Source organism: Variovorax sp. P4_B11, assembly GCF_056402355.1.
The window spans coordinates 89,514-115,295 of record NZ_JBFUHO010000021.1 but is presented as its reverse complement, the minus strand read 5'-3'; the positions used below and the strand labels follow the sequence as shown (position 1 = coordinate 115,295).

21 protein-coding genes are annotated in these 25,782 nt (G+C 67.9%); 9 read left to right on the top strand and 12 right to left on the bottom strand.

Going from position 1 to position 25,782, the window contains the following annotated elements:
• A partial coding sequence (locus tag AC1DYD_RS19790) for a fatty acid cis/trans isomerase (RefSeq protein ID WP_478174451.1) occupies window positions 1-2,301 on the top strand: 2,301 nt, incomplete at its 5' end.
• A gap of 109 nt (window positions 2,302-2,410) precedes the next feature.
• Here AC1DYD_RS19790 and cueR read toward each other — a convergent pair.
• Both cueR and AC1DYD_RS19780 read right to left on the bottom strand, forming a co-directional pair.
• A complete protein-coding gene (cueR, locus tag AC1DYD_RS19785; protein ID WP_478174450.1) occupies window positions 2,411-2,821 on the bottom strand; it encodes a Cu(I)-responsive transcriptional regulator in 411 nt (136 codons plus the stop codon).
• Entirely contained in the window at window positions 2,818-5,061 is a 2,244-nt protein-coding gene (locus tag AC1DYD_RS19780; protein ID WP_478174457.1) for a heavy metal translocating P-type ATPase, read from the bottom strand. Before AC1DYD_RS19780 ends, cueR begins: the two co-directional genes overlap by 4 nt.
• Window positions 5,062-5,200: 139 nt before the next feature.
• On the opposite strand from AC1DYD_RS19780, the gene AC1DYD_RS19775 reads away from it, so the two are divergent.
• Window positions 5,201-6,172 carry a JmjC domain-containing protein gene (locus AC1DYD_RS19775; protein WP_478174449.1) on the top strand — a complete coding sequence of 324 codons (972 nt, stop codon included), beginning with the start codon at window positions 5,201-5,203 and terminating at the stop codon, window positions 6,170-6,172.
• A 10-nt stretch (window positions 6,173-6,182) separates the two neighbouring features.
• On the opposite strand, the gene AC1DYD_RS19770 is transcribed toward AC1DYD_RS19775, so the two are convergent.
• A complete protein-coding gene (locus AC1DYD_RS19770) occupies window positions 6,183-7,469 on the bottom strand; it encodes a c-type cytochrome (RefSeq protein ID WP_478174448.1) in 1,287 nt (428 codons plus the stop codon).
• Between the two features lie 7 nt (window positions 7,470-7,476).
• The gene (locus tag AC1DYD_RS19765; protein ID WP_478174447.1) at window positions 7,477-8,184 is read right to left on the bottom strand and encodes a c-type cytochrome; all 708 of its coding nucleotides are present in this window, start codon (window positions 8,182-8,184) and stop codon (window positions 7,477-7,479) included.
• 135 nt (window positions 8,185-8,319) lie between these two features.
• Between AC1DYD_RS19765 and AC1DYD_RS19760 the strand changes: the two genes are divergently transcribed.
• On the top strand, window positions 8,320-9,039 hold the full coding sequence (locus tag AC1DYD_RS19760; RefSeq protein ID WP_478174446.1) for a DUF1345 domain-containing protein: 720 nt from the start codon (window positions 8,320-8,322) through the stop codon (window positions 9,037-9,039).
• Here the strand turns inward: AC1DYD_RS19760 and AC1DYD_RS19755 are convergent.
• Genes AC1DYD_RS19755 through AC1DYD_RS19745 form a run of 3 tightly spaced genes read right to left on the bottom strand, consistent with a single transcriptional unit; the run spans window position 8,989 to window position 12,019 of the window.
• A complete protein-coding gene (locus AC1DYD_RS19755) occupies window positions 8,989-9,918 on the bottom strand; it encodes a DMT family transporter (protein WP_478174456.1) in 930 nt (309 codons plus the stop codon). The two genes, AC1DYD_RS19760 and AC1DYD_RS19755, sit on opposite strands and share 51 nt — an antisense overlap.
• A 35-nt stretch (window positions 9,919-9,953) precedes the next feature.
• The gene (locus tag AC1DYD_RS19750) at window positions 9,954-10,451 is read right to left on the bottom strand and encodes a methylated-DNA--[protein]-cysteine S-methyltransferase (RefSeq protein ID WP_478174445.1); all 498 of its coding nucleotides are present in this window, start codon (window positions 10,449-10,451) and stop codon (window positions 9,954-9,956) included.
• Window positions 10,452-10,456: 5 nt separating this feature from the next.
• A complete protein-coding gene (locus tag AC1DYD_RS19745) occupies window positions 10,457-12,019 on the bottom strand; it encodes a DNA-3-methyladenine glycosylase 2 family protein (protein WP_478174444.1) in 1,563 nt (520 codons plus the stop codon).
• Between the two features lie 113 nt (window positions 12,020-12,132).
• Here AC1DYD_RS19745 and AC1DYD_RS19740 point away from each other — a divergent pair, with 113 nt between their 5' ends.
• The 4 genes from AC1DYD_RS19740 to AC1DYD_RS19725 all read left to right on the top strand — a co-directional run bounded on the left by AC1DYD_RS19740 (window position 12,133) and on the right by AC1DYD_RS19725 (window position 18,125).
• A complete protein-coding gene (locus tag AC1DYD_RS19740) occupies window positions 12,133-13,515 on the top strand; it encodes a phosphomannomutase/phosphoglucomutase (RefSeq protein WP_478174443.1) in 1,383 nt (460 codons plus the stop codon).
• Window positions 13,516-13,682: 167 nt separating this feature from the next.
• Complete coding sequence (locus AC1DYD_RS19735; RefSeq protein ID WP_478174442.1) at window positions 13,683-15,038, top strand: 3-deoxy-D-manno-octulosonic acid transferase; 1,356 nt, start codon at window positions 13,683-13,685, stop codon at window positions 15,036-15,038.
• Window positions 15,039-15,593: 555 nt separating this feature from the next.
• Complete coding sequence (locus tag AC1DYD_RS19730) at window positions 15,594-16,922, top strand: metal-dependent hydrolase family protein (RefSeq protein ID WP_478174441.1); 1,329 nt, start codon at window positions 15,594-15,596, stop codon at window positions 16,920-16,922.
• Between the two features lie 300 nt (window positions 16,923-17,222).
• Window positions 17,223-18,125 carry an MOSC domain-containing protein gene (locus tag AC1DYD_RS19725; protein WP_478174440.1) on the top strand — a complete coding sequence of 301 codons (903 nt, stop codon included), beginning with the start codon at window positions 17,223-17,225 and terminating at the stop codon, window positions 18,123-18,125.
• 182 nt (window positions 18,126-18,307) lie between these two features.
• Here AC1DYD_RS19725 and AC1DYD_RS19720 read toward each other — a convergent pair whose 3' ends face one another.
• From AC1DYD_RS19720 to AC1DYD_RS19700, 5 genes are all read right to left on the bottom strand, one after another.
• On the bottom strand, window positions 18,308-19,366 hold the full coding sequence (locus tag AC1DYD_RS19720) for a beta-keto acid cleavage family enzyme (protein WP_478174439.1): 1,059 nt from the start codon (window positions 19,364-19,366) through the stop codon (window positions 18,308-18,310).
• Window positions 19,367-19,453: 87 nt separating this feature from the next.
• A complete protein-coding gene (locus AC1DYD_RS19715) occupies window positions 19,454-20,422 on the bottom strand; it encodes a Bug family tripartite tricarboxylate transporter substrate binding protein (RefSeq protein ID WP_478174438.1) in 969 nt (322 codons plus the stop codon).
• A 3-nt stretch (window positions 20,423-20,425) separates the two neighbouring features.
• A complete protein-coding gene (locus tag AC1DYD_RS19710) occupies window positions 20,426-21,499 on the bottom strand; it encodes a beta-keto acid cleavage family enzyme (RefSeq protein ID WP_478174437.1) in 1,074 nt (357 codons plus the stop codon).
• 67 nt (window positions 21,500-21,566) lie between these two features.
• Window positions 21,567-22,409 carry a TauD/TfdA dioxygenase family protein gene (locus AC1DYD_RS19705; protein WP_478174436.1) on the bottom strand — a complete coding sequence of 281 codons (843 nt, stop codon included), beginning with the start codon at window positions 22,407-22,409 and terminating at the stop codon, window positions 21,567-21,569.
• 32 nt (window positions 22,410-22,441) lie between these two features.
• Window positions 22,442-23,413, bottom strand: a complete 972-nt coding sequence (locus AC1DYD_RS19700; RefSeq protein WP_478174435.1) for a tripartite tricarboxylate transporter substrate binding protein — start codon at window positions 23,411-23,413, stop codon at window positions 22,442-22,444.
• 191 nt (window positions 23,414-23,604) lie between these two features.
• Here AC1DYD_RS19700 and AC1DYD_RS19695 point away from each other — a divergent pair, with 191 nt between their 5' ends.
• Window positions 23,605-24,576, top strand: a complete 972-nt coding sequence (locus AC1DYD_RS19695; RefSeq protein WP_478174434.1) for a quinone oxidoreductase family protein — start codon at window positions 23,605-23,607, stop codon at window positions 24,574-24,576.
• Window positions 24,577-24,646: 70 nt separating this feature from the next.
• Window positions 24,647-25,693, top strand: a complete 1,047-nt coding sequence (locus AC1DYD_RS19690; protein WP_478174455.1) for an AraC family transcriptional regulator — start codon at window positions 24,647-24,649, stop codon at window positions 25,691-25,693.
• The last annotated feature ends 89 nt before the right edge of the window (window positions 25,694-25,782 follow it).

The window sequence follows — 25,782 nt, the reverse complement described above, 5'->3', positions numbered from 1 at the left end:
GCCTGCACGACGATCGCCCTCCACCGCTTCGACCAGCTCTACGGGCCGGCCGATCCCAAGCGTTTCGACCAGCCGCTGGCGCCGGCGCCCGGCGAGTCCTATGCGCAGACCATCCAGCCGATCCTCGACCGCCGCTGTGTGGCCTGCCACGCCTGCCACGACGCCCCGTGCCAGCTCAAGGCCACCGCCTGGGAAGGCATTGCGCGCGGCGCCAGCAAGACGCCGGTCTACGACGCCACGCGCCTGCTGGCGGCGCAGCCCACGCGSTTRTTCGTCGACGCGCAGAAGCCCTCCGAGTGGCGCGACCTGGGCTTCTYTCCGGTGCTCAACGAGCATGCGCCCAGGCCCGAGGCGAATCGCGCCGCGGGCCTGATGCATCGCCTGCTGATGCAGAAGGAGAAGCATCCGCTGCCCACCGGCGGCATCGTCGGCGGCGGTCTCGATTTCTCCATCGACCGCGAGGCGATGTGCCCGGCAGGCGCCCAGATCGACGCGTACGAGCGCWGGATGCCGCTCGGCGGCATGCCCTTCGGACTGCCGGGACTGAGCCCGGCCGAACTCGGCGTGCTGACCCGCTGGATCGAACGCGGCGCACCCTACGAGGGCCCGCCGCCGACCACGCCGCTGGCACTGCAGCGCATCGCGATGTGGGAGCGCTTCTTCAACGGCGACACGCCGAAGGAGCGGCTCTTCAGCCGCTATGCCTTCGAGCACCTGTTCCTCGCCCACCTCTACTTCGACGACGATCCGCGGCGGCAGTACTTCAGGATGGTGCGATCGGCGACGCCGCCCGGGCAGCCGGTGGCGCTGATCGCCAGCCGCCGGCCGGTCGACGATCCGGGCGTCGAGCGCGTCTACTACCGCCTCGTCCCCGAACGCGAGAGCATCGTCGCCAAGACCCACATGCCCTATGCGCTCGGGGCCTCCCGCATGGCCCGCTGGCGATCGCTGTTCCTCGATKCGTCCTACGCGGTCGATCGCCTGCCGGGCTACAGCGCCGACACCGCGGCCAACCCTTTCGCCACCTTCGCCGCGCTGCCGGTCGACGCCCGCTACCGCTTCATGCTCGACGAGGCCGAGTTCACGATCATGGGCTTCATCAAGGGCCCGGTGTGCCGYGGCCAGATGGCGCTCGACGTCATCGAGGACCGCTTCTGGGTCACCTTCCTCTCGCCCTCCAGGAGCGACCACCGCGAGCAGGCGGACCTGCTGGCGCGCGACGCCGACCTGCTGCGCCTGCCCACGGGCARCAGCAACGAGCAGGTGATCGCGCCCTGGCTGCAYTACGCCAAGCTGGAGAACGAGTACCTGCGCGCCAAGTCGGAGTCCCTGGCCCGGARCCTGGGCGGCCCGCAGAACCTCGACCTCCGCCTGCTGTGGGATGGCGACGGCCGCAACGACAACGCCGCACTCACCGTGTTCCGGCATTTCGACAGCGCCAGCGTGGTCAAGGGCCTGGTGGGCGACGCGCCCAAGACCGCCTGGGTCATCGGATATCCGTTGCTGGAGCGCATCCACTATCTGCTGGTGGCCAACTACGACGTCTTCGGCAACATCGGCCACCAGCTCAATTCGCGCCTCTACATGGACTTCCTGCGGATGGAGGGCGAGTTCAACTTCCTCGTGCTGCTGCCGCAGTCGCAGCGCATCGCGACGCGCGACTATTGGTACCGCGCCGACAGCCCTTCGACGCGCGACCAGGTCTACGGCGGGCCGTCGACCACGCTGCCGGTCGACAGCGGCATTCGCTACCGGACCGCGGATGCGCGCCTGGAACTGCTCGGCATGATGAAGACGCGACTGGCGCCGGTGCTGGCCAAGGACTTCGAACTGGACCGCGTACCGGCGGCGTGGCGGGCGCCGCTGCGCGAGCTGGGCGACGTGCGCGGCGCGTCCCTGCWATGGCTGCCGGAGGATGCCGCCCTGGTGGTCGAGGTGCCCGGCGCCGCGCCCGCCACCTTCAGCCTGCTGCGCAACACCGGGCATGCGACGGTGTCGCAACTGATCGGCGAGCGCCGCGAACTGCGACCCGACGAGAACACGCTGACGCTTGTGCCCGGCATCATCGGCGCCTACCCCAATGCGTTCTACCGTGTCAGTCCGGCCCAGCTGCCGGCGATGGCCGAGGCGATCCGCGACCTGAAGTCCGAGGCGGACTACGCGGCCTTCTCCGAACGCTACGCGGTGCGCCGCACCAACCGCGACTTCTGGTCCGTCAGCGACGGGTTGGTCGATCGCTACCGCCGCGACCAGCCGCTGCAGGCCGGCATCCTCGACCTGAACAGATTCGAGAATCGGTGAATGCGCCGAGGCCGGCGCAGCCAGGCCCGTTGGTGAAACACCGCGGATCCGGCAACGCCCGGCCGCTGGTGTTGCCCCCGGGCGGGGGTGGGCGACGACACGAAGTGAGTCAACCTGGGGGAGAGCCCAACTCATCGAGGATGGGACAGTCCGGTCGATGATCGCCGTGGCAGCAGTCGGCCAGCCGCTCCAGCGTCCGCTTCATCGCCGTCATCTCCTCGATGCGGCGGTGCAGGTCGGCCGCATGGTCGAGCGCGATGCGCTTGACGTCGGCGCTGGCGCGGCCCTTGTTCTGCCACAGCTTCAGCAGCTCGGCGATCTCGGCCATGCTGAAGCCGAGGTCGCGCGCGCGCCGGATGAAACGAAGCGTGTGCACGTTGCTCTCGGTGTACTGCCGGTAGCCGGCGTCGGTGCGGGCCACCTCGGGCAGCAGGCCGAGCGATTCGTAATGCCGCACCATCTTGGCCGAGACCCCCGAGCGCGACGCGGCCTCGCCGATATTGAACGGTTCCATGCTCATTTCACCTGTCCTTTCCAGCGCCGCAGCAGCAGCGCGTTGCTCACCACGCTGACGCTGCTGAAGGCCATCGCAGCCCCGGCGATGACCGGGTTCAGCAGGCCGAAGGCGGCCAGCGGAATGCCCACCACGTTGTAGGCGAAGGCCCAGAACAGGTTCTGGCGGATCTTGGCGTAGGTGCGGCGCGAGATGTCGATGGCGTCGCTGACCAGGGCCGGGTCGCCGCGCATCAGCGTGATGCCGGCCGCGTGCATCGCGACGTCGGTGCCGGTCGACATCGCGATGCCGACGTCGGCCGCCGCCAGCGCCGGCGCGTCGTTGATGCCGTCGCCCACCATCGCGACGCGAACGCCGTCGGCCTTCAGTTCGCCGATGATGGCCGCCTTGTCCTCCGGCAGCACCTCGGCCCGGACCGTGTCGATCTTCAGCAGCCGGGCCACGGCCTCGGCGCTGCCACGGTTGTCGCCCGACACCAGGGCGGTGCGGATGCCCTGCGCATGCAGCCGCTCGATCGCGGCCGCGGCGCTGGGCTTGGGCCGGTCGCCGAAGGCCAGCAGGCCGACCAGCGTCGGGCCCGCACTCAGGTCGGCCAGCCAGGAGACGGTGCGGCCTTCGGACTGCCACTGCGACGCGCGTTCGCCGAGCTTGCCCAGCGGCACCGAGAGCTCGCGCATATAGCGGGTGCTGCCGAGGCGAAGTTCGCGGCCATCGACGCTGGCCGAGACGCCACGCCCGGCCACCGCGCGCACCGCCGATGCGCGGCCGGGCTCGATGCCGGCCTTGCGGGCCGCGTCCAGCACCGCGCGGGCGAGCGGATGCTCGCTGCCCGCCTGCAGCGTGGCGCTGGCCCGCAGCAGGGGCCCGGCATCGCCGTCGACGGCCTCGGCGGCCACCAGCACGGGGCGGCCTTCGGTCAGCGTGCCGGTCTTGTCGAAGGCCACGATGCCGACGCCGTGCGCGACCTCGAGCGCCTCGGCATCCTTGATCAGCACGCCGTGCCGCGCAGCGACGCCGGTGCCGGCCATGATCGCGGTCGGCGTCGCCAGCCCGAGCGCGCAGGGGCAGGCGATGACCAGCACTGCGACCGCATTGAGGATGGCGGTCTCCCACTCGCCGCTGCCGAGTCCCCAGCCCAGGAAAGTCAGCAGCGCGATGCCGATCACCACCGGCACGAAGACGCTGCTCACCTGGTCGACCAGGCGCTGGATCGGGGCCTTCTTTGCCTGCGCCGATTCGACCAGCCGAACGATCCGCGCCAGCGTCGATTCGGCGCCGACCGCGGTGGTGCGCACCAGCAGCAGGCCTTCGCCGTTGACCGAGCCACCGGTCACGGCGTCGTCCACCTGCTTGGCGACGGGCAGGCTCTCGCCGGTGATGAGCGATTCGTCGACCTCGCTGCGGCCTTCGACGACCCGGGCATCGACCGGCACCCGCTCGCCCGGACGGATGACGACCAGGTCGTCGATCCGCACCTGCCCCAGCGGGATCTCCTGCTCGGCGCCGTTGCGGCGCACCCGGGCCCGCTCGGGGCGCAGCGCATGGAGCGCGCGGATGGCCTCGGTGGTCTGGCGCCTGGCCCGCGTCTCGAGCCACTTGCCCAGCAGCACCAAGGTGACAACCACGGCCGAAGCCTCGAAGTAGAGGTGCGGCGGCATGCCATGGCCGGCATGCGCGAACAGCAGGTAGACGCTGAGCCCGTAGGCGGCGCTGGTGCCCAGGGCGACCAGCAGGTCCATGTTGCCGGCGCCGGCCTTCAGGGCCTTCCAGCCGGCGCGGTAGAAGCGCGCGCCGAGCCAGAACTGGACCGGCGTGGCCAGCGCCAGCTGCAACCCGCCGGGGAGCATCCAATCGCTGCCGGCCAGCATCCCGAACATCGGCAGCACCAGCGGGGTCGACAGGATCGCCGCGATGGCGACCCGCCAGCCTTCGTCGCGGCGGTGGATTGGCGCGGCGGCCACGCCGGACTCGTCGAGGGCCGGCTCCTCGCCTTCGAGGTGTGCCAGGCCGACGCCGTAGCCGGCCTTCTCGATCGCGGCGCGCAAGCTGTCGAGCGCGACCGAGCCGTTGGTGCGCACGCTGGCCGCTTCGGTCGCCAGGTTGACGCTGGCTTCGGTGACGCCGGCCACGGCGCCCAGCGCTTTCTCGACGCGGGCCACGCAGGATGCGCAGCTCATGCCCTCGATCGGCAGCGAAAACTCCTGCAGCCCGGCGGCGCCAGGCGACAGTGCCAGGCTGCTGTTCATTGATTCCATGCCGGAAGTATCAACCTTCCCATCATGGGATGGTCAAGCGCGTTCCACGTGCCTTTCGTTCGCCATACGCCGATCGAAAGTTAGTATTTTCTTGTTACATCGTTTATGCTGCGCCGGCTAAGGAGATGCCATGGGCGCGAGCGAGATCGACCAGATGATGTCCACCACCACCGACTGCCGCATATGGGTGGACGACCCTGCCGGCTTCACGACCCGCAAGGTGGGCCGGTTCCATCACAACTATCACCGGCATCCGCTGTTCCAGCTGCCTGAACTCGAGGCGCTGGCCAAGGAGTTGATGCCCCTGAAGCAGTGCCGCTTCGTCAGGCCGGGCGTGACGCAGGCCTCCGCCTTCACGCACGCCAGCGAACACCCGGACGGGCGCGGCGTCGAGGACGTCTTCCGTCGCATCGAGGAGCCGGGCTCGTGGATCGCGCTCTACGATGTCGAGGTCGTTGCGCGCTACCAGGCCCTGCTCGACAGCATCCTGGACCCCATGCGCGAGACGGTCGAGCGCGAGCAGCCGGGCATCTTCCTGGTGACCGGGTTCATCTTCATTTCCGCACCGCCGTCGGTGACGCCATTCCATATCGACCGCGAGAACAATTTCTGGCTGCAGTTGCGGGGTCGCAAGGTCATGAACGTCTGGGAAGCGACCGACCGGGTCGTGGTGCCTGCGCCCGAGGTGGAGAACTTCATCGTCAGCGGTTCGCTGAAGAACGTCCGGCTCAAGGAAGAGTTCAAGGCGCGCGGCTACCAGTACGACACCCAGGCGGGCGACGGCATCTATTTCCCGAGCACGTCGCCGCACATGACGCGCTCGGATCCCGACTGGACCCGACCGGGCGACGGCGTCGCGATCTCGATCGGCGTGACCTTCTATACCTCGGCCACGCGCCAGGCGGCGCGCGTGCATCAGCTCAACCGGGTGCTGCGCAAGTGCGGACTGTCGCCGGCCTACCCGGGCGAGTCCGCCGTCGCGGACCGAATCAAGGCGCCGATCGGCAAGGCGATCGGCGCGGGGCTGTCTTCGTTGGCGCGGATTGCCGCGCCCTTCGGTCGCATGCGCCGGTTCGCGAATCAACCCCCCGGCTCGTTCTGAGGGCGCCGGGTCACCGGCGGAGCATGTCGCGTGCTGCCACCGCCGGCGCGTCGTTGCCCCAGGAGGCGCGCACGAAAGTCAGCACCGCGGCCACCTCGCTGTCGTCCAGCACCTGGTTGAAGGGCGGCATGCCGTAAGGGCGCGGATTGCCGGCCGTGGCCGGCAGGAAGCCGCCATGGCGCACCACCTGGATCAGGTTGGCGGTGGAATCCATCAGCACCGCCCGGTTGCCGGCGAGCGCGGGGTAGGCCCCCTGCGCGCCTTGGCCGACATCGCCATGGCAGTAGGCGCAGCGCTGGTCGTAGACCTTCGCGCCGCGCTCCATCACCCGGGCGTCGCGGCGCACCGGCGCATGGGAGGGCGTGGCAGGCGCGTCCGGCCCGGGGCCCGCTTCCGGCAGCGCTTTCAGGTACACGGCCATGGCGCGCAGGTCGGCCTCGTCCAGGTGCTGGGTGCTGCGAAACACCACATCGGCCATCGGGCCCATCACCGAGCCGCGCGGCGAGCGGCCGGTCTTGAGCAGCGCCACGATGTCGTGCGGGTCCCAGTCGCCGACGCCGGCTTCGCGCCGCGAGGTCAGCGAGGGTGCATACCAGTTCTCGACCGGGATCAGCCCCCCCGAAAGCCCGAGTTTCTCTTCGGTGGCACCGAGCACGTTGCGGGTGCCGTGGCAGGCGATGCAGTGGCCCAGGCCCTCGACCAGGTAGGCACCGCGTTGCCATTCGGCCGGCCGGTCCGGGGCGGGGGCGAAGCTGCCCGGGGTGAAGGACAGCGCGCGCCAGACCGCCAGCGCGGCCTGGGTGTCGTAGGGGAATCGCAGCTTGTGCGCCATGTTCGGCGTCGGCGCGGGCGGAACGCTCTGCAGGTAGGCGAAGAGGGCGTCGGAATCGTCGCGCGTGACGCGCGTGAAGCTCGGGTACGGGAAGGCCGGGTAGAGCAGGCGCCCGTCCTTCGAGCGGCCGTTGTGCATCGCGCGCCAGAAGTGAGCCGCGCTCCAACTGCCGATGCCGGCCTTCGGGTCGGGCGTGAGGTTGCTCGAGAACACCGTGCCGAAGGGCGTCTCGATACCGACGCCGCCGGCGTAGGCGGCGCCGCCGCGGGTCGTGTGGCAGCCGGCGCAGTTGCCTGCCAGCGCCAGGTAGCGGCCGCGCTCGACCTGCGCCGCGGTCGGGGTGAGGGCGGCCGCGGCGATGTCGGGCAGCCTGTCCTCGCCGCGAAGGTTCAACGCCACGATGGCCAGGGCTGCCAGCAGCGCCAGGGTCGCCAGGAAGAGCAGGAAATAGAAGAAGCGTCGCATGGCGGGTTCAGCGGTTCGTTGCGCTGCAGGGCGTCGGCAGCGGGCCGGGGAGCGCCGCCAGCGCGCGGGTGTCGGCGGGCATCGGCTGCAGCGCCAGCCAGCTGGCCACGGCGTTGACGTCGGCGCTGCTGAGCTTCCTGCCGACCTCGGCCATGCAATCGGGCGCCAGCGCATGGCGGTCGTCGGTGAGCCAGGCGCCGAGTTGCGAGGAGAGATAGAGGCGCGGCAGGCCGAGCAAGCCCGGAATGCCGGGCTGCACGCCGGTCAGCGCCTGGCCGTGGCATTGCGCGCAGGCCGGTATGTCGCGCGCGGCATCGCCCTGGAACACCAGCGCCTTGCCGCGCGCCAGCATTTCGGGCGAGGCGTCGGTCTTGGCCGGAATCGGCGGATAGGGCAGGTCGAGCCCGGCGAAGTAGGCCGCGAGTTCGCGCAGGTAGGCGTCCGACAGGTGCTGCACCATGTGCGTCATGTCGGCATTGAAGCGGCGGCCGTCGCGGAAGCTCAGCAGCTGGTTGAACAGGTAGCCCTCGGGCTTGCCCGACAGGCGCGGGAAGTAACCGCCGGCGGTGCTGGCGCCCTCCCGCCCATGGCAGGCGATGCAGGCCGCCGCGCGCTGGGCGATGGTGTCGGGAACCTGCATCGGCGGCGTGGCGGCGGAGGCCGTCAGGCTCCAGGCGGCGAGCAGCAGGGTCTGCAGAAGGCGGTTGATTTTCATGCGTGGCAGCTTTTTTTTAGCCCTCGACTGTCGGCGATCGGGACCGAAAAGAACAGGCTCAGTCTGGCGCCAATCGATCGGATCAGTTGGGGGGCGAGCGGCTACAGTCGCCGGATGCGATTTCGATACCTCCAGATGCCGGGGTGGTTGCGGCTCTTGTGCGGCGCCGCGGTCGGACTGCTGGTCGGCTGGGGGCTCGGGTGGTCGCCCCGGCCGATCGACGGCGTTTCGCGCGGGCTGCTGGGCTGGTGCGTCGGGGCGGCGACCTACCTCCTGCCGGCCTGGTGGCTGGCCGAGACCTGCGACCCCGACCGCACCCGCTCGCGGGCCCAGTCGCAGGACCAGCCCAATGCGCTGATCCTGGCCACCATGGTGAGCGTGGTCGGCGTCAGCATGGTGGTGATCGCGATGCTGCTGCAGCGCGTGCCCCAACTGTGCGGCGCCCAGCGCGTCGGCCACATCGTGCTCGGCCTGGTGGCACTGACCGGCTCGTGGCTCACGATCCACACGATCTACGCCTTTCACTACGCGCACCGGTACTACCAGTCGGAGATCGATCCGAAGCCGCAGGGGCCGGGCCTCAAGTTTCCGGGCAAGCTGGCGCCGGACTACTTCGACTTTCTCTATCACTCCTTCGTGGTCGGCATGACCTCGCAGGTGTCCGACGTGCAGGTCACGTCGCACGAAATGCGCCGCATCACGCTGGTGCATGGCGTGCTCTCGTTCGCTTTCAACATGCTGGTGCTGGCGCTGTCCATCAACGTCGTGGCCTCTTCGATGCAGGGCGGCACCGGCGCCGGCGCATCAGCGGGCGGCGCTGCGGCGTCGGCCCAGCTTGACCAGTCCTGTCGATAGCGCGACGCCACAGACGATCACCGCCGCGCAGAGCAGCATCCACGGCGTGATCCGCTCACCCAGGAACACCGCGCCGTAGAACAGCGCGAAGACCGGCACCAGGAAGGTGACGGTGAGCGCGCGCGCCGGTCCGGCCCGCTCGATCAGCCGGAAGAACAGGATGTAGGCCAGGCCGGTACAGGCGATGCCCACCGCCATCAGCGCCAGCCAGGCTTTCAGGCTCGGCATCTGGGCCGGCCACAGCCAGGCGGCAGGCAGCGCCAGCGCCAGCGTGGCGCCGATCTGGCTGCCGGTCGCGGTGGCCATCACGGGCACGCCGGTCAGGTACTTGCGCGTCAGGTTGGCCGAGAAGGCATAGCAGATGCAGGCCGCGAGGCAGGCCGCGATGGCCCAGCGCGCGGCGCCCTCGTCGGCGCCCGAATGGAAGCCGGCGCTGCGGCCGGCCAGCATCGCCACGCCGGCAAAGCCGATCACCAGGCCGACGATGCGCGAGCGGTCGGGCCGGTCCTTGAACCAGGCCCAGGCCACCAGTGCGCCGAACATCGGCACCGTGGCGTTGATCACCGCCGCGAGCCCGCTGTTGAGGGTCAGCAGCGCGAAGGCGAAGAAGGCGAAGGGCAGGCCGGAGTTCAGGATGCCGATGCCGAGCGCGGGCTTCCAGTGCTGCCGGAACGCCGGCCACTGGCCGCGCAGGAACAGCAGCGGGAGCAGGAACAGCATCGCGATCGCGACTCGCACCGCCGCGGTCGGCAGGGCGCCGAACTCGGCCGCGCCGATGCGCATGAACAGGAAGGAAGCGCCCCACAGCGCGCCAAGCAGCAGCAGGTCGAGCAGCCAGGCGCGGCTGGCGGACCGAGGAAGCGGGGTCTTGGCGGCAATCTCGGCTTGCGGGCTGGCGGTGCATTCTCCCTGGCTCACAACGCGCCTTCCAGTTCCAGCAGCGTCGTCTTGCGCTCGAGCCCGCCGGCATAGCCGGTCAGCGAGCCGTCGGCGCCGAGCACGCGGTGGCAGGGCACGATCACGCTGATCGGGTTGCGTCCCACCGCTGCGCCGACCGCGCGCACCGCGGCCGGCTTGCCGACCTCGGCGCTCAATGCGCCGTAGCTGGTGGTTCGGCCGGCCGGGATGGCCAGCAGCGCCTGCCACACCGACTGCTGGAACGCGGTGCCGTGGGACAGGTCCAGCGGCAGGTCGAAATGGTCGCGCCGGCCGGCGAAGTAATCGCCGAGCTGGCGGGCGGCCCGGCGCAGCACCGGGTGCGCATCGTCGGTCTGCCAGCCGCGGGTGTCGGGCCAGTGGCGCTGGTGGTCGAACCAGGCGCCGGCGAGGCCCTGGTCGGTGGCGGCCAAGGTGATGCCGCCGAGCGGGCTGTCGATATGGGTGCTGTGGAGGGTCGAGGTCTTGAACTTCATGGCAGTCAGGCGATGGCGCCGGCGCGGGTGAAAGCAGGGTGTGTCGTCGGGGTGGCCGCGTCCACCATCGGCGGCGGGACGGGGCGGTGCCAGGCGCGCAGCACGGCGTAGCCGCGCCAGGGGCGCCAGGCCTGCGAGGCCTCGATGGCGGCGCGCGCCGTGCCGGCGCCGAGCGCCTTCTGCAGCGCGATGTCGCCGGCCGGAAAGGCGTCGGGCCAGCGCAGCGCGCGCATCGCGATGTATTGCGCGGTCCAGTCGCCGATGCCCGGCAGTGCCTGCAGGGCCGCGAGGGTCGCGGGCAGGTCGGCGCCGGCGTGCAGCGCGAGCCGGCCTTCCAGCATCTCCTGCGCCAGCGCGCGCAGTGCGGCCTGGCGCTGGCGCACGATGCCGAGCCGGCCCAGCGCGTCGCCGCTGGCGCCGGCGATGGCTGCTGGCGTCGGGAACAGCCGGTCGAGCCCCTCGATCGGCGTCGCGATCGGCTCGCCGAAGGCCTCGACCAGCCGCGAACCCAGCGTGCGGGCGGCGGCCACCGTGACCTGCTGGCCCAGCACCGCGCGCACCGCAAGCTCGAAGCCGTCGACCGTGCCGGGCACGCGCAGGCCGTCGCCGTCGGGGAAGCTGGCATGCAGCACGCTGTTGATGACCATCGGCTCGGCGTCCAGGTCGAGCAGGGCGCGGACGCGGCTGATCACGGTCGGCAGCACGGCGGCGAGCGAATCGCCGACGCGCAGCAGCAGTTGTTCGCGCTCGGGATCGAAGCGCAGCTGCAGCCAGCCCGCCAGGCTGCGGCCGGCCTGCGAGACCTGCAGCGTGCGCGCGAACCGGGGCTGGCCGGCGCTGTCGCTCAGCTGCTCGATGCCGTGCAGCGCCCGGCGGCCGAAGAAGCCGAGCATCGCGGCGCTGTCGTAGGGCGGGCGATAGCCCAGCCGCACGTCGACCGATTCGCCTTCGCGGCCGCCGCTCGCGGCGCCGGCGCGGCGCAGGGCGCTGGGATTCAGGCCGTAGTGCGTGACGAAGGCGGCATTGAAGCGCCGCACGCTGGCAAATCCGCTGGCCAGCGCGACCTGGGTCATCGGCAGGCGGGTGTCGGCGATCAGCTGCTTGGCGGCCAGCAGTCGGCGGGTCTGCAGGTATTGCAGCGGCGAGACACCGAACTGCGACTCGAAGATGCGGCGCAGGTGGCGATCGCTGACGCCGAGCCGGGCGGCGATGCGGGCCGCCCCTGGCCCGTCGTCGCTCCAGGCGTCGGGTTCGTCGATCAGGCGCGCGGCCTGCAGCGCCAGGATGCGCGAGGCGTCCTCGGTCGACCAGCTGGCGGCGCGCGGCGCCAGTTCGGGACGGCAGCGCAGGCAGGGCCTGAAGCCGGCCGCCTCGGCCTGCGCGGCGTGGCGAAAGAAACAGCAGTTTTCGCGCCGCGGCAGCTTGACGCGGCAAACCGGCCGGCAATAGACGCCGGTGGAGGTCACGCCGGTGAAGAAAGAGCCATCGAAGCGCGCATCGTGGGCCTTCATGGCCAGGTAGCAAGCGTCGCTTTCGAGTCCGGCGGTGGAGGCGGGGGCGGCTGGCATGCGGCGATGATACGGCCGCAATTTGAGTGAAAGTAGCCATTTTCGGACATCTGGCCCCCTGGGGTCATGCCTACAATGTTCTACGTTTTTGGAACTTTCAGGGGATAGCTTTCATGCAACTCAGCGCATCGATCTTCAAGGCCTACGACATTCGCGGCGTGGTGCCCGCCACGCTCGACGCGGAAGTCGCCGAAGCGCTCGGCCGGGCCTTCGGCAGCGCCGCGCGCGCGGCCGGCGAGAAGACCGTGGCGGTGGGCCGCGACGGCCGGCTGTCGGGGCCGGCGCTGGCCAATGCGCTGATCGCGGGCCTGGTCGCCACCGGCATCGAGGTGATCGACGTCGGTGCGGTCACCACGCCGATGCTCTACTTCGCCGCCCATACGCTGTGCGCGAGCGGCATCCAGGTCACCGGCAGCCACAATCCGAAGGACTACAACGGCTTCAAGATGGTGTTGGCCGGCCGCGCGATCTACGGCGACGAGATCCAGGGCCTGCGCCAGGTCATGGAAGCGGGCAGTGCCCGGCTGGCCGACGGCGGCAGCGTGCGCAAGGTCGATGTCACCGAGGCCTATACGCAGCGCATCGTGGGCGACATCAAGCTGGCGCGGCCGCTGAAGATCGTGGTCGATTCGGGCAACGGCATCGCCGGCGCCTCGGCCCCGGCGATCCTGCGCGCCATCGGCTGCGAGGTGGTCGAGCTGTTCAGCGAGGTCGACGGCAATTTCCCCAACCACCATCCCGACCCGAGCAAGCCCGAGAACCTCAAGGACCTGATCGCCGCGCTGCAGTCGGGCGACGCCGAGCTCGGCCTGGCCTTCGACGGCGACGGCGACCGCCTGGGCATCGTCACCAAGGACGGCAGCAACATCTATCCCGACCGGCAGATGATGCTGTTCGCGCAGGACGTGCTGTCGCGGGTGCCGGGCGGCACCATCGTCTACGACGTCAAGTGCTCGCAGCGGCTCGGCCCGGCGATCGCGGCGGCGGGCGGCAAGCCGCTGATCTACAAGACCGGCCACTCGCTGATCAAGGCCAAGATGAAGGAGATCGATTCGCCGCTGGGCGGCGAGATGAGCGGCCACATCTTCTTCAAGGAGCGTTGGTTCGGCTTCGACGACGGCACCTATGCCGGCTGCCGCCTGCTCGAGATCCTGAGCAAGAGCCCGAATGCGAGCGATGTGCTGAACGCGCTTCCGACCAGCTTCTCGACCCCCGAGCTGAACGTGGCCTGCGCCGAGGGCGAGCCTCACAGCGTGGTCGCCCAACTGATCGAGAGCGCGGAGTTCGCGCCGCCGGCGCAGGTCTCGACCATCGACGGCGTGCGGGTCGACTGGCCCGACGGCTTCGGGTTGATCCGTGCGTCGAACACGACGCCGGTGCTGGTTCTGCGCTTCGAGGGTCAGACCGAGGCCGCGCTGCATCGCATCGAGGGCGAGATGCTGGCGCTGCTGCGCAGCGTCAAGCCCGGCGCGAAGTTCGCAGAATCTGCGCACTGAGATGACGCTCTCCCCCGATGCGCCTTGCGGCGCCTCCCCCTCAAGGGGGCGATACCAGCGGCCCGGCGAAGCCGGTTCCGCGGTATCCCTGGCATGGGCCTGTGCCGGTGTCATGCGTCGTGGGTCAGTCGACCACTTGATGAAGAACTGACATCGATACGGACAACGTGCGTTCCCTGCTCTTGCGCCTCTATGGCGCCTTCACCACCCTGGCCCAGCCGCTGGTGCGGCGCAAGCTGCGGCGCCGCGCCGTGGCCGAGCCCGGCTACGCGCATGCGGTCGAGGAGCGCTTCGGCCACTACGGCACCGAGGCGGTCGGCACCGGCTGGTGCTGGGTCCACGCGGTCTCGCTCGGCGAGGCGCGTGCCGCCGGCATCCTGATCGAGGAATTGCGCCGCCAGTACCCAGGCATCCCGATCCTGCTCACCAACGGCACCGCGACCGGCCGCGAGGAGGGTGCCAAGCTGCTCCAGCCCGGCGACCTGCAGGTCTGGCAGCCCTGGGATTCACCGGGCGCCGTGGCCCGCTTTCTCGATCGCTTCCGTCCGCGCATCGGCGTGCTGATGGAGACCGAGGTCTGGCCCGAGATGACCGCCGCCTGCACCGAGCGCGGCATTCCGCTGGTGCTGGCCAACGCGCGCCTGAACGAGAAGTCGCTGGCCGGGGCCGAGCGTCTGGCCTGGCTGGCGCGGCCCGCCTACTCGGCGCTGGCCGCCGTGTGGGCCCAGACCGAAGCCGATTCGCATCGGCTGGTGTCGTTGGGCGCCAAGGTCGCAGGCGTTTACGGCAACCTCAAGTTCGACGCCACGCCGGACCTGCGGCAGCTCAACGCGGCGGCCAAGCTGCGCACGCAGCTGCCGCGGCCGATCGTGGTCTTCGCGAGTTCGCGCGATGGCGAGGAGCGGCAGCTGCTCGAGGTGCTCAAGCGCTTCGGTGCGCTGGCGCCGGTGCCGCCCGAGCAGGAGGCGGTGCGCTCGATCGCGCGGCGCGTGCACGACGTGCAGTGGATGATCGTGCCGCGGCATCCGCAGCGCTTCGACGAGGTCGCGGCGCTGGTCGAGTCGCATGGTTTCGCGGTCGCGCGCCGAAGTGCCGCGGGCGCGCCGGCCGAGGCCGAGATCTGGCTCGGCGACTCGCTCGGCGAGATGGCGCTGTACTACGGCCTGGCCGATGTCGCGCTGCTCGGCGGCAGCTTCGAGCCGCTCGGGGGCCAGAACCTGATCGAGGCCGCGGCCTGCGGCTGCCCGGTGATCATGGGGCCGTCGACCTTCAACTTCGCGGAAGCCGCCGAACTGTCGCTCGCGGCCGGTGCCTCGCTGCGTGTGCCGGACATGGAACACGCGGTGACCGCGGCGCTCAAGCTGACCGAGAACCCCGAGCGCCGCGAGGCGATGGCGCAGGCCGCGTTGGCCTTCGCGTCGGCCAACCGCGGCGCGGCCGAGCGCACCGCCAGCGCGCTGCTGGCGATCGCGGAGGCGGCCTCGCCGGTGGGCGAGGAGCGGGCGGAGCCGCGGCTGGAGTAGGGGCAGGGGCGCCTCTGAGGCAAGGCCTTCTCGGCACGCGGCCCGTGCGGTCCTCGCCACTTCAATGGCTGGCGCGCGGACGCTGTGCCTGCCGGGCGCTGCGATCACGCTGAAGGACGGGGGGTGCAGCCGAGCAGCTTCGGGGACTTCGTGGTGCCGCGGATGACGGATATGCCGCAGATTTCGGTGTTCACGGTGCCCAGTGCGGATGCGCCTACGGGGATGGGGGAGCCGGGGTTGCCCGGGCGATGGATCGGATCGCGGAGGCACCCTGTTTCGTGCGCCAAATGCAATAGGATGCCGGTTTCTTGAAAAAGGTTGCCCGGTCTTCCAACCCGTTCGAGCCGCCGGCACCGTTTGGAACGACAAGCCTGCGGCTTCAGGTCGCATCAAGCGGGCAAACTCGAGGCCTGGAGGTCATCTATGTACGCCTGCGAATCCATGGTGGACGGCTCGCAAGTGAACCATGCCATCTGCTTCTGTCATCGGCCCGAGGTCGGAAGGCTGACCCGACTGATCAACGCGGACCTGTCGAGGCGCGGCTTTGTCGCCGGCATGGCCGCCTCGGTCGCGGCGCTGGGGCTTCCTTTCGGTGCCATCGCGCAGCCCGCGCCGACGACGCAGGCAAGGCCGATCCTGCTCACCAATTTCCGGCTCTTCGATGGCAAGAGCGCGACGCTGCGCGACGGCATGCACCTCGTGGTCGAGGGGGACCGGATCAAATCGGTGGGCAGCGGCGCGCCGGCCGCACCGACGGGCGCTCAGACGATCAACTGCGGCGGCCGGGTCGTCATGCCTGGAATGATCGATGCCCATTGGCATTCGATGTTTGCAGCCTTGCCGCTCCAGGTGCTGCTGCAAGGCAACATCGGCTACATCCATGTCGCGGCCAGCGGGGAAGCCCAACGCACACTGCTGAGGGGTTTCACGACCGTGCGTGACCTGGGTGGCCCGGCGTTCGCATTCAAGCAGGCGATCGACCAGGGCCTGACGCCGGGCCCGCGCATCTACCCTTCCGGCGCAATGATCACGGGCAGCGGCGGACACGGCGACCTGCGCCCCTTGTCCGACGTGCCACGCAATCCGGGCACCCCGAGCTTCACGGAGCAGACTGGCGCCGCGGCCATCGTCGACAGCCCGGACGAGATCCGGCTGCGGGTGCGCGAGCAACTGACGCAGGGCGCATCGCAGATCAAGCTCGTGGGCGGCGGTGGCGTCTCTTCGCCGCGCAGTCCCCTGGATCTGACCACGCTTTCGGAGGCTGAGTTGCGGGCAGGCGTGGAGGCAGCGAGAGACTGGAACACCTATGTCACGGTACATGCCTATGCGCCAACGACCGTGCAACGCGCCATCGCGGCAGGCGCCCGCTGCGTCGAGCATGCGCATCTGATGGACGAGACGACCGCGAAGATGATGGCCGACAAGGGCGTCTGGCTGAGCATCCAGCCTTTCCTGTCGGACGAAGACACGGGCCCCCTGAGCGGCCCGAACCGGGTGGCGGCGCTCCAGGTGTTCGCGGGAACCGACAACGCCTACAGGCTCGCCAGGAAGCACAAAATCAAGACCGCGTGGGGTTCGGACATGCTGTTCTCTCCGGCGCTGGCGACCCGCCAGGGCACGATGCTGACACACCTGACGAAGTGGTACTCGAACAGCGAGATCCTCACCATGGCCACATCCTCCAATGCGGAGGTGTTGGGTCTTTCAGGGCCGCGCAATCCCTATCCTGGAAAACTGGGTGTCATCGAGGAGGGCGCGTATGCGGATCTGCTGCTCGTCGACGGCAATCCCATCGAGAACATCGCGCTGCTTGCAAATCCCGACAGCAGCCTTCTGATCGTCATGAAGGACGGCAGGATCCACAAGAACACGCTGAAGGCATAGCGGGCCAGCAAGGCGACAGCGTTGTCGTCGGCCATTCAACGCGTCCCATCGGCTTGAGACCGGATTGGCAAGGGCGGGTGCCGCGGCGGGTACAAACCCTAGGCGCGCTTGCGCTACGTCGCACATCACCGGAAACTTAAACAAGATGTTCGCGCAGGGTAAGCGTGGCTGCACCTTCTGGAGGCGACGGTATTAGCAGCCTGCCGAATTGGCGAAGCCATCTTGCCACTGCAGTCCTGTCATTTCGATGAATCAAGCCCACCCGCACCGCCCGGCAGTCGGGCTTCTTGGAGAATGAACATGAGCAGCAACACCACCGGCAGCGCGGTCGGTAGCATCACGGGGCTCTGGCGCTTTCCTGTCAAGTCGATGCAGGGCGAGCGATTGGAGGAGGTCGAATTAACGGCCCACGGCGTGCTCGGCGACCGGGCCTATGCGCTGATCGACATCGATACCGGCAGGGTGGTCAGCGCCAAGAGCGTCAAGCTGTTCCCGGACATCCTGGCCTGCCGGGCAACGTTCGTCTCGCCGCCTCGGGCCGGCGACGCGATGCCGCCGGTCAGCATCACGTTGCCCGACGGCACGACAGTGCTAAGCGATGCGCCCGACGCCGACCGGCAACTCTCTGCCCATTTCAAGCGCAACGTAGAACTGTCGCGCGCGGCGCCCGAGGACTTCACGATCGACCAGTACCACCCGGACGTGGAGGGGGCGGATCCAGGCGGCAATCGCGACAAGGTCGTGCCGCAGCCGCTGGGCTCGGCCCTCTTCGCCGCGATCGGCCAGGCATCCCCGGTGTCGCGGGGTGCCTTTCTGGACGTGTTTCCAATATCGGTGCTGACCACTGGCACTCTGGACCGGCTGAACGAACTGCAACCGCAGAGCCGCTTCGACGAACGACGCTTCCGAATGAACGTGATCATCGAGACAGAGCGGTCCGGCTTCGTCGAGAACGACTGGGTGGGCAGCGAACTGGCCGTGGGCGAGGCCGCGAGGCTGGGCGTGACCTGGCCCGATCCGCGCTGCGTGATGACGACGCTCGCGCAGGAAGATCTGCCCAAGGATACGGACGTGCTGCGGGCGCTGGTGCAGCACAACAAGCAGCAGGTCAGCACCCTGGCCGAATTTCCTTGCGCGGGCGTCTACGCGGTGGTGGCCGCGCCCGGTAGGCTGCGTGTCGGCGACCGCGTCGAACTGCGCTGACGCCCATCCGCCGGTCTTCTCGACGGGCACGGCCTACCAGCTCGCCCTCGCGTCGTGGGCAGCGACCGATGCACGCAGGCCGCCGCCGCGGCGGATCATGAAGATGACGGGGTATCCTGAACCGGGCAAGACAGGCCGAGTACTTCAAAACGCAGGGCGTGCGAGACACCCTCGAGGAGGAGTCAGGCCGCCTTGCGCAGAAATCCCTGGTTGGCGCCGTTGCGATTGGGTGCGAAGCCATTCGCCAGAAGCGATTCTTCCGCCGTGTCGTAGAAGACACCGATCTTCGAGATTTCGCGCGCCTGTTGGGCGGTCGCGATGGGGCGACCGAACTGGCGCGAGATCTGCACCAGTTGCTCAATCTGTGCCACGGTGCCGATCTTGGCCGTGCGCGTCTGGTTCCAAAGCACGTCCTCGGTACCGCAGCGCACGTGCAGACCCATGGCGATACCCATCATGTTCACGGGCAGCACGTTGCGGACCGAACTTTCCACGGTGAGCACCGCGCCATCGGGAACGGCGCGCAGGAAGTTGGCGAGGTTGTAAATGTTCGGTGCGTCCATGCCACCGCTGATCGCCACCCAGTTCATCACCAGCGGGCCCTTATAGACGCCGCGGCGCATCAGTCGCTCGACCGACTCGAAGCTGTTGATGTTGTAGCACTGGAAGGCGCTCTGGATGCCGGCGGCCGTAAGGCGGCGGATGTGCTCCTCGACCCAGCCGGGCTGGGCCGGCACCGTCATCTCCTTGTAGGCCTCGAAGATGGCGGGGATTTCCCGCGAAGTGCCTTTGAAGTCTGCCAGTTCGGCGTGCTCCGTCACGTTCATCTGCGAGGTGTTGACTGTCACCGTCACCTGATCCGGTTTCGGATCGAGTTCGGCCAGCATGTGGCGCGTGTCGTCGGACAGCCACTTGGCGGCCGCGCCTTCGGACTCCGGCGCGAAGCTGATCGAGCCGCCCACCTGGATGATCATCTCGGGCACGCGCGCACGCACGCCGGCGATGAGCTCGTTGAACTTGGACAGGCGCTTGCTGCCCTTGCCATCGAGTTCGCGAACGTGCAGGTGCAGCACCGTTGCGCCGGCGTTGTAGCAGTCCACCGCCTTCTGGATCTGATCCTCCATCGTGACCGGGATTTCTTCCGGGAAGTCCGACGGAAGCCAGCCCGGCGCATAAGGAGCGGCCGTGATGATCAGGGGCTGCTGGTTTTCGGGAAACAGGTGGCCGTCTAGGAAGTTCATGTCGTTTTGTCTCGGGTTGCAATGCGGATGTCGGAAGGATTGGAAGCAGCTCGGTACGCAAGCGTCGCCCACGAATGCTGGCTCGCGTCAGTTCGCTCGAATGCCGAACTTCTTGACGATGGCGGCGTTGCGCTCGGACAGCGCCCTGGTCTCGCCGAGCAGCAACGGCGTGTCGACGCTCAGCTCGGGCTCGAGGCCCACGTCCATCAGCTTCTGCTGCACCGCAGGCGCCTGCGCTGCCTTTTCGATAGTTGCGTGAAGCTTCGCCAGCACGTCGGCCGGCAGCTTGCTGGAGCCTATGAAACCGACCCATCCCTGGAACTGAAGTTCCGGATAGCCGAGTTCTGCGGTAGTCGGCACATCAGGGAGGAATCTGGAGCGGCTTTTCCCGGAGAAGGCATAGGGGCGCAGCTTGCCGGCTTTGATCAGCGGCATGGAGGTCACCATACCGTCGAACATGATGTCGACCTGGCCGCCGAGCAGGTCCTGGAGCGCGGGCGGCGATCCGGGATAACCCACGTGCTGCATGTCCAGCCCGGCCCGATCGCTGAGGATCAGTCCCGCGTACTGCGACACGGTGCCCGGGCTGTAGCTGGCGAAAGTGGACTTGCCCTTGCGCGTCTTCAATTGCGCGACCAGGCCCTGGAAGTCCTTGGCGGGGTAGCCTGACGTGGTCACGAGCACGACGCCCGACCTGGCTACCGACGCGATCGGGACCACGTCCTTGAGCGGGTCGAAGGGCATCTTCATCACCTGCGGCGTCTCGGCCAGTACGTTGCTCGCCGCCACCACGATCGTGTTGCCGTCCGGCGCGGCCTGCAGCATGGCCTGGAGGCCGATCGAGCCGCCTGCGCCGGGGCGGTTCTCAACGATCACCGGTCGACCGATGTCGACAGCCATCTGTTGCCCGAGCACGCGGGCGACGATGTCCATCGTTCCGCCCGGGGGCGCCGGGACGATGAGCCGCACCGGCCGATCGCCAAAGGCCCAGGCGCTGAGCGCCAGCGAGCATCCGATCAGCGCCATGGAGGCGCGCGCAAGTCGCAGAAGTCTCATGTTTCAAGCCATCAGTTCGCTGTCCGGCTTGCGCAGGAACCCCTGGTTGCCCCCGTTGCGATTGGGCGCGAAGCCATTGGCCTGAAGCGTCTCTTCCGCCGTGCCGTAGAAAACCCCGATCTTCATGATCTCTCGTGCCTGTTTCGCTGTCGCGATGGGGCGGCCGAATTCGCCGGCGATGCGCACCAACTGCTTGATCTGCTCGACGGAGCTCATCTTTCCCGTGCGGGTTTGATTCCAGAGCACGTCCTCGATACCGCACCGCACGTGCAGGCCCAAGGCAATGCCGATCATGTTCACGGGAAGCACATTCAGCACCGAACTTTCCACCGTGACCACCGCGCCGTCGGGCACGGCACGCAGCATGTTGGCCAGGTTGTAGATGTTCGCCTGATCCATGCCGCCGCTGATGGCCACCCAGTTCATCACCAGTGGCCCCTTGTAGATGCCACGGCGGATCATTCGCTCGATCGTTTCAAAGCTGTTGATGTTGTAGCACTGGAATTCGCTCTGAATTCCGGCCGCTGTCAGGCGGCGGATGTGTTCCTCGACCCAGCTGGGATTGGCGGGCACGACCATGTCCTTGTAGGTTGCATAGAGGTGCGGGAATCCCCGCGACACGCCCTTGAAGTCGTCCAGGCCCGCATGCTCCGTCACGTTCATCTGCGATGTGTTGACGGTCACCGTCACCTGATCGGGCTTCGGATCGAGCTCGGCGAGCATGTGGCGGGTGTCGTCGCTCAGCCACTTGGCGGCTGCGCCGTCCGATTCGGGCGCGAAGCTGATGGAGCCGCCCACCTGGATGATCATCTCCGGCACGCGGGCGCGCACCCCGGCGATCAACTCGTTGAACTTCGACAGGCGCTTGCTGCCCTTGCCGTCGAGTTCGCGCACGTGCAGGTGCAGCACGGTGGCGCCGGCTTCGTAGCAATCCACCGCCTTCTGGATCTGATCCTCCATCGTGACAGGGATGTCTTCCGGAAAGTCCGAGGGGATCCAGCCCGGCGCATAGGGCGCGGCCGTGATGATCAGGGGCTGCTGGTTCTCAGGGTACAGGTGGCCGTCGAGGAAGTTCATGAGGATGGGTCTCCGAGTTGAAATGTGACGTCGAGAATGTCGAACGGGATGAAAAGACTTCAGGTACTCAGTACGGCACGTCGCCCACGATGCCGGCGCGCTCCATCTTGCGAGGTGCGGGCCAGTAGTCGTTGACTGCGTAGTGCTGCGTGCTGCGGTTGTCCCAGACGGCCACGTCCCCGGGCTGCCAGGACCAGCGTACCTGGTACTCGGGAATGGTGGCCCGGCTCGTCAGGTAGTTCAGCAGCAGTGATGCGCCCGGCAACTTGTCGATGCCGTGGCGGATGTTCTCCGGCGTGTTGTAGTTGACGAAATGCGTGGTGAAGCCGCCTACATACAGGATCTTCTCGCCCGTTTCGGGATGCGTGCGCACGACGGGATGCTCGACCGGCGGGTTGTCCCGGTCCAGCTTCCTGCGCGCTTCCTCCGGCATGACGGCGCCGAAAGAAGGCTCGATGCTGGCCTTGGCGCGCAACTTCAGGATCTTTTGCTTGATCTCCTCCGGCAGTTCCTCGTACGCCTGAACCATGTTGACCCAGATGGTGTCGCCGCCGATCTCCGGGCATTCGATGCAGCGCAGCACGGCACCCATGGCAGGGTTCTGGCGCCACAGACCGTCGGAGTGATACGAGTTTTCGTAGCTGTGCCTGCTGTCGCTGCGATAGATGAGCCCCAGGCCCGGGTACTTGGGATCGCTGTTGACCACGGGGTGGTCTTCCAGCTTGCCGAAGCAACTCGCGAAGGCCACGTGGTCGGCGCGCGTGATGTCCTGGTTGCGAAAGAAAAGCACCTTGTGCTTGAGCAGCGCGGCTTTGACCTGTGCGAAGAGCTCGGGGTTTCGCGCCGCTTCGCCGAGATGGACTTCGCTGACTTCGGCGCCAATGGCCGGCGTGATTTGCTTGATCTGCATTTTTTGCTCTCTGGAGGAATTGCAGGGTTTGGTCAATTCGCTTGGATGTTGAACTTCTTGACGATGGCGGCGTTGCGCTGGGACAGCAACTTGTTCTCGGCCAGCAGCGCAGCCGAATCGATGCTCACATCGGGCTCCACGCCCACGTCGATCAGCTTCTGTTGCACCGCGGGCGCATCGGCTGCCTTCTTGATGATTGCCTGGAGCTTCGCCAGGACGTCGGCCGGTAGCTTGCTGGAGCCGTAGAAGCAGACCTGTCCCTGGAACTGGATGTCCCGGTAGCCGAGTTCGGTCATGGTCGGCACGTCCGGGAAGTACCTGGACCGGCTTTTCCCGGAGACCGCATAGGGGCGCAGCATGCCGCTCTTGATCAGGGGCAATGAGGTCACTACGCCATCGAACATGATGTCGACCTGGCCGCCGATCAGGTCCTGGAGCGCGGGCGGCGATCCGGCGTAGCCGACGTGCTGCATGTCCAGTTCAGCCTGGCTGCTGAAGATCAGTCCCGAGTATTGCGACACCGTTCCCATGCCGTAGCTGGCGAAGCTGGATTTGCCCTTGCGCGTTTTCAGCTGCGCGACGAGGCCCTGGAAGTCCTTGGCCGGGTAGCTTGCACCGGACACGAGTACGTAGCTCGACGACGCCACCCTGGCGATGGTGACGATGTCCTTCAGCGGGTCGTACGGTACCTTCATCACCTGCGGCGCTTCCACCAGAAGATTGTTCGCCCCCAGCAGGATGGTGTTGCCATCCGGGGCCGCCTGCAGCATGGCGTTGAGCCCGATCGAGCCCGTTGCACCGGGGCGGTTCTCGACGATCACCGGACGGCCGATGTCCACGGAAATCTGTTGCCCGACCACGCGGGCGGCGGTGTCCATCGTTCCGCCCGCCGGTGCGGGAACGATGACCCTCAGGGGCTTGTCGCCGGAGGCGGCCCAGACGTTGAGCGCCAGCGAACATGTGATCAACGCCATCGCGGGGCGAGCAAACTGATGCAGTTTCATTTCTAGTCTCCATTTCCTGTTCGTTTCCGACAAATCTGTCAGCGGGTCCAGTATCTGGCGCACCGGCAGCCTGTACTTGCTTATCGGGGACATGAAGTTGTCGAATTGGGGCATTGCCGACGTCGCGCTTCCAGTCCGGGAGCCGTCCCTCAAGAATCGCATCTCCACATGCATTTACAAGGACACGAACCATGACCAAGGCCATTCGCCTTCATGAAACCGGGGGCGCAGACGTCCTCAGACTCGAGAACGTCGAAGTCGGCGAACCCGGCGCGGGCCAGGCCCGCGTGCGCCACAGCTTCATTGCCGTCAATTTCGCCGACATCTACTTTCGCACCGGCCTCTATCCGATGGCGCTGCCGAACGGCCTGGGTACCGATGCGGTGGGTATGGTCGAGGCCGTCGGGCCCGGCGTGACGGACATCCGCGTGGGCGACAGGGTGGGCTACCTGGTCGGACCGCCGGGCGCCTACGCGCAAGCGCGCGTGATGCCTGCCGAGGTGCTCATTCCCCTGCCCGACGGCATCACGGATCGCACCGCCGCGTCGCTCATCATGAAGGGCATGACCGCGCAATATCTGTTTCGCCAGGTCTACCCGCTGAAGGGAGGCGAGACCATCCTCTACCACGCGGCGGCGGGCGGCGTCGGTCTGATCGCCTGCCAGTGGGCGCGTGCCATGGGCGTGACCATGATCGGTACCGTCAGCACCGACGAAAAGGCCGCCATCGCGAAGGCCAACGGCTGCGCGCACACCATCGTGACATCGCGCGAGAACATCACCGAGCGTGTGAAGGAGATCACCGAAGGAAAGGGCGTTCCCGTCGTCTACGACTCGGTAGGCAAGGACACGCTGGAAGCTTCGCTCGACTGCCTGCAGCCTCGCGGAACGCTGGTGAGCAACGGCACGTCGTCGGGCCCGGTGATCCTCGACACCAGGCTGCTGGCGACCAAGGGTTCCATCTGGCTCACCCGGCCGGCGATGAGGCATTACATCGAGCCGCGTGCGCACATGCTCGACATGGCGCGGGAGCTGTTCGACCATGTGCTCGCCGGGCACATCGTCAGCGAGCCGAAGCAAAGCTTCGCCCTGGCCGATGCCGCAGAAGCGCACCGCGCGCTCGAAGGCCGCAAGACGATCGGCTCCACCGTCCTCGTTCCCTGAGCGACGTGCGATCGCGGTCCGCGATTCCGGGGGCGAGGTCGGTACCATAATGGCGCTACTGCACCGTCCCATGAGACACATTGCACGACTCATGCGCAGCGCCAGCTTGAGCGGTTACGTCGAGTTGGTGAAGTCGCTCGGTCGGGACCCCTATGCCTTCATGCGAACCGTGGGGCTGCAGCCGACGTTCCTCGAAGATCCCGAGACGCTGATCCCGAGAGATGCGGTGCGCGAATTGCTGGAGATCACCGCGCGTGCCACGCAGACCGAAGATCTGGCGCTGCGTCTTGCGGCGCAACGCAAGCTCTCCGCCCTCGGGCCCATCAGCCTCGTGCTGAGGGAGGAGGCCACGCCGAGGGACGCCCTCGACACGCTGTGCCGCTACCTGAAGCTGGTCAATGCCTCGCTGAGCGTCCATGTCGAAGACACCGGCAGCGTGGTGGTCATCCGGGAAGACTTGCTGCCAAGCCCCGGGCTTCCGATGCGACAGTCGGTGGAACTCGCCGTGGGCACCATGTTTCGCATGCTGAGCGATTTGATCGGCCCGCATTGGCGACCGCTGGAAGTCTGCTTCACGCATCGCCCACCCATGGACGTCTCCAGCCACCGCGCCTTCTTCGGACGGCGCGTCAAGTTCAACCAGGAATTCAACGGCCTGGTCTGCCTGGCGATCGACCTGTCCAAGCCGCGCGAGCCGGGAGACCAGGTGGCGGCGGGCTTCGCGCGCAAGTACCTGGAAGCGGCCCTCAGGGATCGCAGTGAAAGCGTGCATGACAGCTGTCGCGAGCTCATCCTCGCACTGCTGCCTGGTGGCGCCTGCAGCGCGAGGGAGGTTGCTCGGCACCTGCGCGTCGATCGTCGCACGCTGCACCGCCGGCTCTTTGCGGAGGGCCTCACCTTCAGTAGCTTGCTCGACCAGGTGCGCTCGGACCTGGTCAAGCGCCATCTGCGCGAGAGCGACCTGCCGCTGAGCGAGGTGGCAGAGCTGCTGGGCTTCTCCAACGCCAGCAGCTTCAGTCATTGGTTCCAGAGTCAATTCGGCTGCAGCGCCTCGCAATGGATCAAGCAAGCGGCGGACATGGCGGCGGCGGCGGCGGAAGAGCACGGGACGCCCTGATCGGTCGGCAATTCTCGGCCTGCTGCGTTCTTGGCTGCGCTCGATCGCAAGGGCTGTCTCAGATCGGCAAGTTCGTGTCCCAAAAGGAC